The organism is Neogemmobacter tilapiae (assembly GCF_014652215.1).
Taxonomy (GTDB): domain Bacteria; phylum Pseudomonadota; class Alphaproteobacteria; order Rhodobacterales; family Rhodobacteraceae; genus Neogemmobacter; species Neogemmobacter tilapiae.
The window spans coordinates 97,014-110,720 of the sequence record NZ_BMYJ01000008.1; the positions used below are offsets into that span (position 1 = coordinate 97,014).

Annotated in this window: 11 protein-coding genes; 9 read left to right on the plus strand and 2 right to left on the minus strand. The window is 63.5% G+C overall.

The window, feature by feature from the left end; translation table 11 throughout:
• The first annotated feature begins 8 nt into the window (after window positions 1-8).
• From IE095_RS13300 to ccoS, 6 genes are all read left to right on the plus strand, one after another.
• A complete protein-coding gene (locus IE095_RS13300) occupies window positions 9-206 on the plus strand; it encodes a cbb3-type cytochrome c oxidase subunit 3 (RefSeq protein WP_189412162.1) in 198 nt (65 codons plus the stop codon).
• Window positions 203-1,072 carry a cytochrome-c oxidase, cbb3-type subunit III gene (ccoP, locus tag IE095_RS13305; protein ID WP_189412163.1) on the plus strand — a complete coding sequence of 290 codons (870 nt, stop codon included), beginning with the start codon at window positions 203-205 and terminating at the stop codon, window positions 1,070-1,072. Before IE095_RS13300 ends, ccoP begins: the two co-directional genes overlap by 4 nt.
• 189 nt (window positions 1,073-1,261) lie before the next feature.
• Window positions 1,262-2,686, plus strand: coding sequence for a cytochrome c oxidase accessory protein CcoG (ccoG, locus tag IE095_RS13310; protein WP_189412164.1), 1,425 nt, complete (start codon window positions 1,262-1,264; stop codon window positions 2,684-2,686).
• Complete coding sequence (locus tag IE095_RS13315; protein ID WP_189412165.1) at window positions 2,676-3,155, plus strand: FixH family protein; 480 nt, start codon at window positions 2,676-2,678, stop codon at window positions 3,153-3,155. Before ccoG ends, IE095_RS13315 begins: the two co-directional genes overlap by 11 nt.
• 3 nt (window positions 3,156-3,158) lie before the next feature.
• Complete coding sequence (locus tag IE095_RS13320) at window positions 3,159-5,330, plus strand: heavy metal translocating P-type ATPase (protein WP_189412166.1); 2,172 nt, start codon at window positions 3,159-3,161, stop codon at window positions 5,328-5,330.
• A 10-nt stretch (window positions 5,331-5,340) separates the two neighbouring features.
• Window positions 5,341-5,499, plus strand: a complete 159-nt coding sequence (gene ccoS / locus IE095_RS13325; protein WP_189412167.1) for a cbb3-type cytochrome oxidase assembly protein CcoS — start codon at window positions 5,341-5,343, stop codon at window positions 5,497-5,499.
• On the opposite strand, the gene hemN is transcribed toward ccoS, so the two are convergent.
• A complete protein-coding gene (gene hemN / locus IE095_RS13330) occupies window positions 5,496-6,851 on the minus strand; it encodes an oxygen-independent coproporphyrinogen III oxidase (protein WP_189412168.1) in 1,356 nt (451 codons plus the stop codon). The two genes, ccoS and hemN, sit on opposite strands and share 4 nt — an antisense overlap.
• 196 nt (window positions 6,852-7,047) lie before the next feature.
• Here hemN and IE095_RS13335 point away from each other — a divergent pair, with 196 nt between their 5' ends.
• From IE095_RS13335 to IE095_RS13345, 3 genes are read left to right on the plus strand one after another with little or no spacing between them, the layout of a single operon-like run.
• Window positions 7,048-7,680 carry a TetR/AcrR family transcriptional regulator gene (locus IE095_RS13335; RefSeq protein WP_189412169.1) on the plus strand — a complete coding sequence of 211 codons (633 nt, stop codon included), beginning with the start codon at window positions 7,048-7,050 and terminating at the stop codon, window positions 7,678-7,680.
• A 9-nt stretch (window positions 7,681-7,689) separates the two neighbouring features.
• The gene (locus tag IE095_RS13340; RefSeq protein ID WP_229804780.1) at window positions 7,690-8,892 is read left to right on the plus strand and encodes an efflux RND transporter periplasmic adaptor subunit; all 1,203 of its coding nucleotides are present in this window, start codon (window positions 7,690-7,692) and stop codon (window positions 8,890-8,892) included.
• Between the two features lie 10 nt (window positions 8,893-8,902).
• The gene (locus IE095_RS13345) at window positions 8,903-12,187 is read left to right on the plus strand and encodes an efflux RND transporter permease subunit (protein ID WP_189412170.1); all 3,285 of its coding nucleotides are present in this window, start codon (window positions 8,903-8,905) and stop codon (window positions 12,185-12,187) included.
• A 48-nt stretch (window positions 12,188-12,235) separates the two neighbouring features.
• On the opposite strand, the gene IE095_RS13350 is transcribed toward IE095_RS13345, so the two are convergent.
• Window positions 12,236-13,642 (minus strand): FAD-binding oxidoreductase, encoded by a 1,407-nt coding sequence (locus IE095_RS13350; protein WP_189412171.1) that lies wholly within the window; start codon window positions 13,640-13,642, stop codon window positions 12,236-12,238.
• Window positions 13,643-13,707: the final 65 nt, after the last annotated feature.

The window sequence follows — 13,707 nt, forward strand, 5'->3', positions numbered from 1 at the left end:
GGCAAGAGATGGATATGTATTCGATCCTGCGCCATTTCGCGGACAGCTGGTTTCTGATTGCGATGACGCTGTTTTTTCTGGGGACGGTGCTTTGGGCTTTCCGGCCCGGATCGCGCGCTGTGCATCAGGAAACCGCCAGCATTCCGTTCCGTCATGAAGATCGGCCCGCCGTGGCCGCGCCCGACCAGAAAGGGGGGGCAAAATGAGCCGTAAACCCGTTGTGAAAAAGCCTGATCCTGAAACCACCGGCCATGAATGGGACGGGATTCAGGAGTTCAACAACCCGCTGCCGCGCTGGTGGCTGTGGACCTTTTACCTGACGATTGTCTGGGGGATTGGCTATACGATTGCCTATCCCGCCTGGCCGATGCTGACCCATGCGACACGGGGGTTTATCGGCACTTCGACAAGGGATGATGTCGCGGCTGAAATCGCGGCCTTTGACGCGGCGAATGCGCCTTTGGAGGCGAAGCTGGTCGCCGCCGATCTGGGGGGCATTGCGGCCGATCCGGAGCTGGCGAACTTTACCCGCAACGCGGGCGCGGCGGTGTTTCGCACCAATTGTGCCACCTGCCATGGCGCAGGGGCGGCGGGGGCCAAGGGCTATCCGAACCTGCTGGACAACGACTGGCTTTGGGGCGGCAGCATCGACGACATCGTGCTGACGATCAGCCACGGCATTCGCAACACCACCGACGCGGATGCGCGCTATTCCCAGATGCCCGCCTTTGGCAAGGATGGCATTCTGGAGCGTGGCCAGATCGAGGCTGTCGTCGAATATGTCTTGTCGCTGTCCAGCGCCGAACATGATGCGGCCAAGGCGACCGAGGGGCTGACGGTCTTTGCGGACAATTGCGCCGCCTGCCATGGCGAGGATGCCAAGGGGATGCGCGAACAGGGCGCGCCCAATCTGGTCGATGCGATCTGGCTTTATGGCGGCAGCCGTGCAGCCATCACCGAAAGCGTGATGAACGCCCGATTCGGCGTGATGCCCGCCTGGGCCGACCGCCTGTCCGAGGCCGAAATCCGTGCGGTCGCGGCCTATGTTCACCAATTGGGCGGCGGCGAATAGCCGCGGCCCGGTCCTCCGCGCTGTTTCCCGCGCGGTGTTGTCGGCGGCAGGTCGGGCCCAGGTTCCCCGATTTGCCGAAACTTCCGGTCCGGTCGCAAGATCGGGCCGGTTTTTCCCTGTCTCTTGACCCAGATCAACACGGGTCGGGGCTGGGGGCCCTAGGGTAAGGCCAATGAAAGGCCCCTTCTGATGTCTGATTCCGCGCCAGCGCCCCTGTATCAAGCCCGCGAGCCGATTTTTCCCCGCAAGGTGAAAGGCAAGTTCCGCACGCTGAAATGGTGGATCATGGGGTTCACGCTGGGCATCTATTACCTGACGCCCTTTCTGCGCTGGGACCGGGGGCCCAGCCTGCCGGATCAGGCGGTGCTGGTGGATCTGGCCAGCCGTCGCTTTTTCTTTTTTATGATCGAAATCTGGCCGCATGAGTTTTACTTTGTCGCCGGTCTGCTGATCATGGCGGGGCTTGGCCTGTTCCTGTTCACCTCGGCCTTGGGACGGGTCTGGTGCGGCTATGCCTGCCCGCAAACCGTTTGGACCGACCTTTTCATGCTGGTGGAGCGTTGGATCGAGGGGGACCGCAACGCGCAGGTGCGGCTGTGGAAGCAGAAATGGGATCTGCACAAATGGCGGCTGCGGCTGTTCAAATGGGCGATCTGGTTGCTGATCGGTCTGGCCACGGGGGGTGCTTGGGTCTTTTACTTCACCGACGCGCCGACGCTGGCGCGCGATCTGCTGGCAGGCACCGCCCATCCGGCGGCCTATACCACGATGGCGATCCTGACGCTGACCACCTTTACCTTTGGCGGCTTTTTCCGCGAACAGATCTGCATCTATGCCTGCCCCTGGCCGCGCATTCAGGCGGCGATGATGGACGAAGACACGCTGACGGTGGCCTACCGCGAATGGCGGGGCGAGCCGCGCGGGAAAGCGACGGTCGAAGGCAACGGCGATTGCATCGACTGCATGGCTTGCGTGAACGTCTGCCCGATGGGGATCGACATCCGCAACGGGCAACAGTTGGAATGCATCACCTGTGCGCTGTGCATCGACGCCTGTGATGATGTGATGGACAAGATCGGCAAACCGCGGGGCCTGATCGACTATCTGGCGCTGAAAGATGAGCCGTTAGAGCGGGCAGGGATGCAGCCGCGCCCCATCTGGCAGCATATCCTGCGGCCAAGGACGATGGTTTACACGGTGCTGTGGTCGCTGATCGGGATTGGGCTGGTGGTGGCGCTGTTCCTGCGGACGCCCATCGGTGTGAATGTGACGCCCGTGCGGAACCCGGAATATGTGACTTTGTCGGATGGGCGGATCCGCAACATCTATGAACTGCGCTTGCAGAACAAGCATGGCGAGGCGCGGACCTTTCATCTGTCGATTGCCAGCGACGAAGTCATTCGGATCGGGCTGGAGGGCACGAATGAATTGACGGTGCAGGTGCCGCCGGATGGTATGGTGATGCAAAGGGTGTATCTTTCGGCCGAGGCGGGCAGTGCGGCGGCCTTGGCGGACAGAACCGACGTGCGGTTCTGGGTGGAAGACTTGGGCAGTACGGACCGGGTTCATGTCGATACGGGTTTCAACGGAACGGGGGCGGGCGATGGCAACTAAGGTGGAACGGCCTTTGACCGGCTGGCATGTGCTGGCGATTTGTGTGGGGGCCTTTGGGGTGATCATCGGGGTGAACATCACGATGGCCTTCAAGGCGGTCAGCACCTTTCCGGGGTTGGAGGTGGGCAATTCCTATGTCGCCTCGCAGACATTCGATGCGGAACGGCAGGCGCAGATGGCTTTGGGCTGGGTGCTGACGCCGACCTATGACGACGGGCGGTTGGCGCTGGGCTTTGCCGATGCCTCGGGTGTGGCGGTGGTGCCGGAAGGGCTGAGCGCGATGGTCGGGCGGACGACCGAGGCGAAGGATGATCAGACCCTGGCCTTTCGGGCCGAAGGCGGGGCGCAGGTGGCGGATGTGGCGCTGGCGCCGGGCAAATGGATGCTGCGGGTGGAGGCTTTGGCGCCAGACGGGACGGTGTTCCGGCAAAGAATTGATCTGTTCGTTGAACCGGGGCAGGGGGGCTGAGGTATGAGTGCCGTTCCCGCCGCCAGTGCCTGCCCGGCCTGTCTTGCCGCGCCTGCGGCCGAGGCTTTGGCGCAGGGCCCGACCCAGGCGCGGCTGATGCTGGCGCTGCCGACGGCGCATTGCGCCGCCTGCATTTCGGATGTGGAGGCGGCGATGCTGGCCACGCCGGGGGTGCGGACAGCGCGGGTGAACCTGACCCTAAAGCGGGTGGCGGTGGATGCCGAGGCGGCGGTGACGGCGGAAAGCCTGATCGAACGGCTGGCGGCGGTTGGCTTTCCGGCGCATGAGCTGGACCCGGACGCGTTGAGCTTGACAGAAAACGACCGGCAGGGGCGGGATCTTTTGATGCGGCTGGCGGTGGCCGGGTTTGCGATGATGAACATCATGCTGCTGTCCGTGGCGGTCTGGTCGGGGGCCGAGGCTGCGACGCGTGATCTGTTCCACTGGATCAGCGCGGCCATTGCCTTTCCGACCTTGGCCTTTTCCGGCCAGCCGTTCTTTCGTTCGGCCTGGGCGTCGATCAAGGTGCGGCGTCTGGGGATGGATGTGCCGATTTCGCTGGCGTTGATTCTGGCGTCATCGGTGTCTTTGGCGGAAACGGCGCTGGGCGGGCATCATGCCTATTTCGATGCGGCGGTGTCGCTGTGCTTTTTCCTGCTGATCGGGCGCTATCTGGAATACCGCAGCCGCGCTGTGGCGCGTTCGGCGGCCGAGGAACTGGCAGCTTTGGAGGTGCCGCGGGCGATCCGGCTGGAGGCGGAGGGGGAGGTTGTGGTGGCGGTGGCGGCGCTGCGGCCCGGTGATCTGGTGCTGGTGCGTCCGGGCGCGCGTCTGCCTGCGGATGGGGTGGTGGAGGAGGGCGCGTCGGAACTGGACCGTTCGCTGCTGACGGGGGAAACCGCGCCTGTGGCGGTGGGGCCCGGGGCGGTGTTGAGCGCGGGCGAGGTCAACCTGACGGGGCCGTTGGTCCTGCGGGTGACGGCGGCGGGGGCGGATTCCTCGCTGGCGCGGATGGCGGCGCTGGTGGCGGCGGCAGAGGGGGCGAAGGGGCGGTATCGGTCTTTGGCGGATCGGATGGCGCGGGGCTATTCGCCGATGGTGCATCTGCTGGCGGCGGGGTCGTTTGGGGCCTGGCTTTATCTGTCGGGCGATCTGCGGCTGTCGGTGAACATTGCGGCGGCGGTGCTGATCATCACCTGCCCCTGTGCCTTGGCCTTGGCGGTGCCTGCGGTGGTGACTTCGGCCAGCGGCCGGTTGTTCCGCAAGGGGTTGCTGATCAAGGACGGCACGGCGCTGGAACGGCTGGCCGAGGTGGATGTGGTGGTGTTTGACAAGACGGGGACGCTGACACTGGGCGCGCCTGTGGCGCATGTGCCTGTGCTGGCGGATGCCACCGATCTGGCGATTGCGCGGGCTTTGGGCGAGGCTTCGGCCCATCCGCATGCGCGGGCCTTGGCGGGGGCGCTGGCCGCGCGGGGGATTGCGCCGGTGCGGCTGGATGCGATGGAGGAAGTGCCGGGCAAGGGGATTCAAGCGCGGTGGCATGGGCAGCCGGTGCGGCTGGGGCGGGCGGATTGGGTGGGGGCGAAGGCGGGGGAGATGTCGTCGAGCCATCTGTCGGTGGCGGGGCGGATCACGGATTTCAGCTTTGCTGATGCGCTGCGGCCCGGTGCCGCAGAACTGGTGCAGGCGCTGCAAGGGCAGGGCAAGCGGGTTGTTCTGCTGTCGGGCGATCAGCCGGGGCCGGTGGGGCGGTTGGCGGGGGAACTGGGCATCCGGGACTTTCATGCAGGCGTCAGCCCTGCCGAAAAGGCGGCCCATGTGGCCGGGCTGGTGCGCAACGGCGCCAAGGTGCTGATGGTGGGCGATGGGCTGAATGATACAGCAGCGCTGGCCTCGGCCCATGTGTCCATCTCACCCGCCTCGGCCCTTGATGCGGCACGGGCGGCGTCGGATATTGTGCTGCTGGGGGCGTCTTTGGAACCCGTTGCCGATGCGCTTCGCATTGCGCGGCAGGCCCGTCGCCGGATCAAAGAGAACTTTGCCCTATCGCTGGGCTATAACCTGCTGGCCGTGCCCGTGGCGATGATCGGGCTGGCGACCCCCCTCATCGCGGCCTTGGCGATGTCCTCCTCCTCGATCATCGTCTCGGTCAACTCCCTGCGTTTGAAGTAAGGATCACACCATGGAAATGCTGGTCATCCTGATCCCCGTCTCCTTGCTGCTGGGTGGTCTTGGCCTTGCAGCCTTTGTCTGGGCGGTGCGGGGGCGGCAGTATGAGGATCCTTCCGGCGATGCCGCAAGGATCTTGGTCAAGGATTGGGACGAGCGGCCAAAGCCCTAGACAGCCAGCGAATGCTGGCCTTTGCGGGGTTGCAGATAGGCATCGAAACGCGCGGCCAGGGTGCGCAGAAACGGGCGGCCTGCGGGGGTGACGGTGAAACCCTGCGGGGTTTCCAGAACAAAACCATCCATATCATCGGCGATGATTTGTGCGGCAATCTGCCGCATCGCGGCGGCGGCTTCGCCAAAATGGGCGGTCAGGGCCGCGCCGTCAAAGGCCAGATCGCACATCAGCCGTTCGATGACATGGCCGCGCAGGCGGTCTTGGTCCGTCAACGCCCGGCCCTTGACCGTGGCCAAACGCCCAGCCTGCACGGCGCGGCCATAGCGGCCCATCGCGGCGTCATTCTGCACATAGCCCTGCGGCAAACGCCCGATGGACGAGGCCCCCAGCCCGATCAGCGCATCGGCGGGATCCACCGTATAGCCCTGAAAATTCCGCTGCACGCGGTTTTCCTGCGCCGCCAAGGCCAGTTCATCGCCGGGGCGCGCGAAATGGTCGATGCCGACGCGCAAATAGCCTGCCGCCATTAGCAATTCCGCCGCGCGTTCGGCATGGTCGTGGCGTTCCACCGGACCGGCCAGCGCCTCTTCGGGGATCAGGCGCTGGTGGGGTTTCATCCAAGGCACATGGGCATAGCCAAACAGGGCAATGCGGTCGGGGGACAGGGCCAGCACCTGATCCAGTGTCGCGGACAGTTCGGCCCAGCCTTGATGGGGCAGGCCATAGACCGCATCAATGTTCAGGGACCGAACGCCATTGGCGCGGAAACGGTCGATCACCGCCTTGGTCTCCGCAAAGCTTTGCACCCGGTTGATGGCCTTTTGCACCTTTGGGTCAAAATCCTGCACGCCCAGACTGACCCTTGTCAGCCCCGCCGCGCAAAGCGCGTCGATGCGGTCATTGTCCATGCCGCGGGGGTCAACCTCTACCGCGAAATCGGTTTCCTCTAAGGTGAAATGGTCGCGCAGATGGTTCATCAGAGCGGCGCTGTCTTGGGCCGTCAGGATGGTCGGCGAGCCGCCGCCCCAGTGGATGTGATGGACCCGCGCCTTAGCGGGGATCAACGAGGCCACCAGCGCAATCTCGGCCATCAGGCTGTCGAGATAGCTGCGGATCGGGGCATATTGCCGGGTGATCTTGGTCTGGCAGCCGCAGAACCAGCAAAGGGAATCGCAAAAAGGCACATGCAGATAAAGCGACAGCTTGGCCTGATCGGGCAGTTCCCCCAGCCAGCGGCGATAAAGCTCTGGCCCGACATCGGTGTTGAAATGCGGTGCGGTCGGATAGCTGGTGTAGCGCGGCACAGGTTGGCTGGCGTGGCGTTGCACGGTGGCTGCATCAAGCGGCATGGGGTGGCCTTTTCGGTAGAAACTGCGCAGTTCTTGCACAGACCGCCTTTCCGCCCCTTGATTTGGGTCAAGCCCAGCATCAGATCGCTTGACAGTTGCGTGATCTCTGCTAAGTGAATGAATGTTCATTCGCGCCGCGATGCAGCATAAGTCTGCCGTGCGGGCCAGTTCTGATATAGAAAGGTGCCTCCTGCCCATGCAACTTGCCGTCACCCCCGCCGACGCACGCAGTGCCGAAATCCTGCAAAGCATCCGCAAGATGTTTGCAGACAAAGGCTTTGACGGCGCGTCGATGCAGGATCTGGCGCGCGCCGCTGGGATGAGTGTGGGCAATTTCTATCGCTATTTCCCGTCCAAGGCCGCGATTGTCGAGGCTTTGGTGATGTATGACGTCAAGGATGTGTCTCGGGAATTCGAAAAGGTGATGGAAGCACCCGATCCACTGGCGGCGGTGCGGTTCGCGCTTGAGGAACATGTGCGCGGCCATCTGTGTGATGAAGATATTGACGCCCCCCTCTGGGCCGAAATGTCGGCGGCAGCGATGCGCAAGGTGGAAATCGCGACGGCGATGCACCGGATGGAAGACGAGATCAAAAACTACTTCTTTCGCGTTTTTGCCAAGGTAACGGGCCTTTCCGTCGAGGAATGTGCCGCGCGGTTCAACGCGCATGTGCTGTTTATGATGTTGATGATCAAAGGCTCGGCGATGGTCTGTCCACCCTCGCTGCGCACCGAACCCGGCCTGCAAGCACTGATCATGCGGGCTGTCGATGATGTTCTGGCGGATATTTCCGCCGCAAAACTCTCTGCCCAGCGGGCGAAAGGCTGAAAAATGCGTATGTCGACGAAAATTGTGCTGTCGGTCTCGGTGCTGGCCCTGATGGTCGGTCTGGGGACTATCGCGCCGGTTCTGGCGCAGGAAACCGAAGCGGCGGAAACCGGGGGCGAGGCGCAGATCGTGCTGCCGGCGATCACGGTTTCGACGGTGACGAAACGCCCGCTGCGCGACATGGTGCTGGCCTCGGGCCTGATTGGCGCCGTAGAAGAAGTGCAGGTGCAGCCGCTGATCGAGGGCCAGCCGATCGAGACGCTTCAGGCCGAAGTGGGCGATGTGGTGACCGAAGGGCAGGTTCTGGCAACGCTGTCGCTGTCGACGCTGGAATTGCAGAAAAGCCAGTTTGTCGCCTCCTTGGAATCGGCCAAGGCCACCATTGCGCAGGCCGAGGCGCAGGTGCTTGAGGCACAATCCAGCGCGGATGAGGCGCAGCGGGTGAACGAGCGGACCGAAAAGCTGCGTGAGCAGGGAACCGCAAGCCAGGCGCAGGCCGATACCGCCCAATCGGCGGCGATTTCGGCGACGGCGCGGGTGACGGTGGCGCGGCAATCGCTAGAGGCGGCCCGGGCGCAGCTGGCGCTGGCGCAGGCGCAACTGGCGAATGTGGAACTGCAATTGCAGCGGACCAAGGTGGTGGCCCCGGTGTCCGGGGAAATCATCCAGCGCAATGCGCTGGTCGGTGGGATTGCGACGGCAGCAGGGCAGCCGATGTTCGTGATCGTCAAGGAAGGGGCGTTGGAACTGCGGGCCGACGTGACCGAGGCCGATCTGGCACGGATCAAGGCAGGACAGACCGTGACAATCAAGGCCGTGGGGGCGACTGAAACCTTGACGGGGCAGGTCCATCTGGTGGAGCCGCGGATTGATACGGCAACCCGGCTGGGAACGGCGCGGATTCGGATCGACCATCCGGAACTGGTGCGTTCGGGCATGTTCGCCGAAGCCAATATTCTCGCCGCAGAACATGAGGCGGTGGCCGTTCCGGTGACCGCCGTGGGATCAGGGCCCGATGGCGCCAGCGTGATGCGCATTTCAGCGGATGGGGCGGTGGAAAGGGTTCTGGTCAAGACCGGTATTCGCGACGGCGGTTTTGTGGAAATCGTTGAAGGTTTGGCCGACGGGCAGGTGGTGGTGACGAAGGCAGGGGCCTTTGTGCGGCCCGGTGACAAAATCAACCCGGTGCCCGACACCGCCGCGACGAACTGAGGGATAGAACATGAACTTCTCAGCCTGGGCCATCCGCAACCCCGTTGCGCCGCTGCTGGCCTTTTTCTTGCTGCTGTTGTTGGGTTGGCAGTCTTTCAACGTGCTGCCCATCACGCGGTTCCCGAACATTGATGTGCCATTGGTGGCCGTGTCAGTGGCGCAGCCCGGTGCGGCACCGGCCGAGATGGAAACCCAGATCACCAAGGAAATCGAAGACGCGGTGGCGGGGATCAACGGGGTGAAGAACGTCACCTCGAATCTGTCCGACGGGCTTTCGACGACGGCGATCGAGTTCCGTATGGAGATTCCCACGGACAAGGCGGTGCAGGACACGAAGGATGCGATTGACCGCATTCGGGGCGACCTGCCGGGGGATATTGAGGCCCCCATCGTCAGCCGGATCGACATTGAAGGTCAGGCGATCATGACCTTTGCCGTGTCGGCGCCGAACATGACCATCGAGGAACTGTCGTGGTTTGTCGATGATACGGTGACGCGCGCCTTGCAGGGCCGTCCGGGGATTGGCCGGGTGGACCGTTACGGCGGCGCGGAACGGGAGATTCGGGTAGAACTGGATCCGGTAAAACTGGCCAGCCAAGGCATCACGGCGCTGGCCGTCAGCCAGCAATTGTCGCAGACCAACGCCGATCTGGGCGCAGGTAAGCTGGAAATCGGTTCGGGCGAACAGGCGATCCGCACCCTGGGCGATCAGGATACGGTCGAGCAGCTGGCAAATACGACGATTGCTTTGCCGTCGGGCCGTTTTGTGCGGCTGACCGATCTGGGCACGGTCGTCGACACTTACGAAGAACTGCGCAGCTTTTCGCGGCTGAATGGCGAGCCGATTGTCGTCTTCTCGGTCTTTCGGTCAAAAGGCGCATCCGAGGTCAGCGCGGCCGAGGTGGTGAACGAACAGCTTGAAACCCTGCGCGAGGATAACCCCGGCATTCGCATCGAGCTGATCGACGACACCGTTTACTATACCCACGGCAACTATGAGGCCGCCCTGCATACGCTGATCGAAGGCTCGATCCTGGCGGTTCTGGTGGTGCTGGCCTTTCTGAAAAACTGGCGCGCCACCCTGATTGCCGCCGTGGCCTTGCCGCTTTCGGCCATCCCCACCTTCTGGTTCATGGATTTCATCGGCTTTTCCCTGAACCTTGTCAGCTTCCTAGCACTGACGCTGGCCACAGGGATTCTGGTCGACGATGCCATTGTCGAGATCGAGAACATCGCCAGACACATGCGCATGGGCAAATCCGCCTATCGCGCCTCGATTGAGGCGGCGGATGAAATCGGTTTGGCGGTGATCGCCACCACATCGACGATCATCGCGGTCTTCGTGCCGGTGTCGTTCATGCCGGGCATTCCGGGGCAATACTTCCGGCAATTCGGCCTGACGGTCGCCATTGCCGTGCTGTTCTCGCTGCTGGTCGCCCGTCTGATCACGCCGATGATGGCGGCCTACCTTATGCGCGACAAGGATGCGGTCGAAGAACACGAAAGCGAAGGCCCGTTCATGCGGGGCTATATGTGGGTGGTCAAGGCGACCACTGCCAGCTGGTACTATTATCTGACGTTGGTGGGCGCCATTGCGGCTGTTTTCGTCTCGGTCTACTTCATGTTCCAGGTGCCGGGCAGCCTTTTCCCGCCAGAAGACGAAAGCCGGATCGCGCTGTCGGTGGAACTGCCGCCGGGCACGACGCTGGAACAGACCGATGCCACGACCGAAGCCATGCGCGCCGCGATTGCCGACATCGAAGGCATCGAACGCGTGGTCGTCGTCGGTGGCGCTTCACCCACCGGCGATGTCGATATCCGCCGCGCCAGCGTCACGGTCATTCTGGAACGGCTCGACAGCGGCTTCTTGCGGAAAATTTCCGATCTGGGGCAGGCTTTGCCACTGATCGGGGGGATTTTGCCCGAAGCGCCGCCGCATGGCCGGATCATTCCGCAAAACATGATCGAGGCGGAAATCACCAAGCGTCTGGCGCTGATCCCTGACCAGCGGTCGTTCAAGCTGGCCGGTGGGGGCGGTGGTGGTCGTGCGCTGACCTACAACATCCTGTCAACGGATGAGGCCCAGCTGAACCAGGCGATCCAGATGATCGAACGCGCCTTGGCGGGCGAACCGCTGCTGGCCAACGTCTCGACCGAAAGCGCCATGCCGCGGCCGGAAATTCAGATTACACCACGCCTGGAAGAGGCCGCCCGTCTGGGGATTACGACCCAGGCCATCGCCTCGGTCATCCGTGTGGCAACCATTGGCGATGTCGATGCGGCCTTGGCAAAATTGTCCATCGACAACCGCTTGATCCCGGTCCGTGTGCGGCTCGACGATGCCTCACGCGAAAATCTGGCGCGGATCGGGGCCCTGCGTCTGCAAACGGTGATGGGCGGCACGGTACCCCTGTCGGCTGTGGCGGACATTGCCATTGCCGAAGGGCCGGCCAATATCAAGCGTCTGAACCGTGAACGGGTTGCCACCGTCGGCGCTGACCTGCCTGTGGGTGTTGCCCTGGATACGGCGACGGCGCGCTTTGTTGAACTGACCAAGGCGCTGGACCTGCCGCCCAAGGTGCGGCTCGTGCCCTCGGGCGACGCCGAGATTCAGGCAGAATTGGTCAGCAGCTTTGGCAATGCGATGCTGATGGGCCTGCTGTTGGTCCTGACCGTGCTGATCTTGCTGTTCCGTTCGGTGATTCAGCCTTTCACCATCCTCTTCTCATTGCCTTTGGCGATTGGTGGGGTGGCGGCGGCGCTGATCATCACGGCGAACCCCTTCTCGATGCCGGTGATGATCGGGATGCTGATGCTGATGGGGATCGTGACCAAGAACGCCATCCTGCTGGTCGATTTCGCCATCGAGATGCGGGCGCGGGGGATGGACCGGGTCGCGGCGGTGGTCGAGGCTGGGCACAAGCGGGCGCGTCCGATCGTCATGACCTCGATCGCCATGTCGGCGGGCATGTTGCCCTCGGCTTTGGGGGTGGGCGAGGGCGGTTCCTTCCGTGCGCCAATGGCCATTGCGGTGACGGGGGGGATCATCATGTCGACGATCCTCAGCCTTGTGGTCGTGCCGTCGTTCTTTTTGATCATGGACGATCTGTCACGCCTGATGGCCTGGATCTTCAGCCCGCTGATCGGGCCGAAAGAGGCCGAGCCGGAAAATCCGGAGGGGCATGTGCTGGCCGAGCGGATCGAACAGGGCAATCGCGCCTTGGCCGAGCGGATCGAGGCGCTAGAAAACGCGACGGGCAAAAGGGGCGGTCCTGCCCTGCACGTCGCCGAATAGGGCGCCCAGAGAATCAAGACGCCGGGCTCTAAGGTCCGGCGTCTTGCGTTAGGGCAAAACCTTGCCCGGGTTCATCACACCCTTTGGGTCCAGCGCCGACTTGATGTTGGCCATCACCGCCAATGCCACCGGATCCTTGCGCCGTGCCATGCTGGGCTTTTTCGACAGGCCCACCCCATGTTCGGCGGAAAAGCTGCCACCCAGATCCTGCACCACATCCTCAATCGCGCTGACAATCCGGTCGGACAGTGCCGCGTCCTCGCGCGAAGGGAAGACCGTGTAATGCACATTGCCATCCCCCAGATGCGCCACCGCCAGATCACTGGCCCCCGCATCCAGCCCCGGCAGACGCGCGGCAATTCCGGTCAGGAATGCCTCAACCCCATCCAGCGGCAGGGCCACATCGGTATCAATCGCCGGTTTCTTGGCAAAGGTGATCTCGGCGGCCAATTCCCGGCGCTGCCACAGCGCCCGCCTTTGCGCCTCGTTCTGGGCCAGAACGGCATCCTCGATCAGGCCTTGTTCCATCATCGGGGCCAACACCCCTTCCAGCAGCCCCGTCAGCGCCACCTGCCCATCTGGCCCCGCCTCGGCCAAATGCGGGGCCGTGGCCCCCAGTTCGACCAGAATGTTCACCGGATAGCGCCCGGCAAAGGGGGCCCCCACATCGGGCCGCACCGCAACCAGCCGCTCGATGTAACTGGCGGGCATGAACTCAAACGCTTCCACCAAACCGCCGCTTTCGCCTTGCAAGCGGTTCAGCAAGTCCAAGGCATCGCCCAACCGCGCCATGCCCAGCATCGCCGTTGCATGGGCGCGGGGGGCAGGCACCAGCCGCATGATCGCGCTGGTGATCACGCCCAAGGTGCCTTCGGCCCCGATGAACAGGTCTTTCAGATCATAGCCGGAATTGTCCTTGTGCAGTTCCGATTGCAGGTTCAGCACCCGTCCATCGGCCAGAACCACCTCCAGCCCCAGACAAAGCCCCCTTGTCGAGCCATAGCGCAGCACGTTCGACCCGCCCGCATTGGTGGACAAAACGCCGCCAATCGTCGCCGACCCCCGCGCGCCGAACCACAGCGGAAAATACAGGCCCTCGGCCTCCGCCGCCTCGTGCAGGCTGGACAGGATCACCCCCGCCTCCACCCGCGCAAGGCGCGAGGCTGCCCGAATCTCATGAATCCGGTTCATCCGCTCTAGGGAAAGCATCACGCCGCCGCGCGTCATAAGGCCCCCAACAAGGCCCGTCCGCCCGCCCGCCGGAACAATCGCCCCGCCCGCTGCTGCAACCGCCTTGACCACCGCCGCGACGTCATCGGTGTTGGCTGGCCGCACCACCGCCAGAGGCTCCGCCTGATATTTCCCCGTCCAATCGCCGCAATAGGGGGCCATGTCCCGCCCCGTCAGCACATGGTCGCGCCCGACCAACCCCTGCAATGTTTCGATCATGCCCATCCCCTTTGCGCCGAATCTAGCCGCCTGCCGCGCGTACCGCCAGCCATGGCTTGACAATCCTGCGG

Coding starts and splice junctions, on each gene's coding strand:
- ccoG (WP_189412164.1), top strand. CDS start 1,262: ATGTCTGATTCCGCGCCAGCGCCCCTGTATCAAGCCCGCGAGCCGATT.
- IE095_RS13300 (WP_189412162.1), top strand. CDS start 9: ATGGATATGTATTCGATCCTGCGCCATTTCGCGGACAGCTGGTTTCTG.
- IE095_RS13315 (WP_189412165.1), top strand. CDS start 2,676: ATGGCAACTAAGGTGGAACGGCCTTTGACCGGCTGGCATGTGCTGGCG.
- IE095_RS13340 (WP_229804780.1), top strand. CDS start 7,690: ATGTCGACGAAAATTGTGCTGTCGGTCTCGGTGCTGGCCCTGATGGTC.
- IE095_RS13320 (WP_189412166.1), top strand. CDS start 3,159: ATGAGTGCCGTTCCCGCCGCCAGTGCCTGCCCGGCCTGTCTTGCCGCG.
- IE095_RS13335 (WP_189412169.1), top strand. CDS start 7,048: ATGCAACTTGCCGTCACCCCCGCCGACGCACGCAGTGCCGAAATCCTG.
- IE095_RS13350 (WP_189412171.1), bottom strand. CDS start 13,642: ATGGGCATGATCGAAACATTGCAGGGGTTGGTCGGGCGCGACCATGTG.
- ccoP (WP_189412163.1), top strand. CDS start 203: ATGAGCCGTAAACCCGTTGTGAAAAAGCCTGATCCTGAAACCACCGGC.
- ccoS (WP_189412167.1), top strand. CDS start 5,341: ATGGAAATGCTGGTCATCCTGATCCCCGTCTCCTTGCTGCTGGGTGGT.
- IE095_RS13345 (WP_189412170.1), top strand. CDS start 8,903: ATGAACTTCTCAGCCTGGGCCATCCGCAACCCCGTTGCGCCGCTGCTG.
- hemN (WP_189412168.1), bottom strand. CDS start 6,851: ATGCCGCTTGATGCAGCCACCGTGCAACGCCACGCCAGCCAACCTGTG.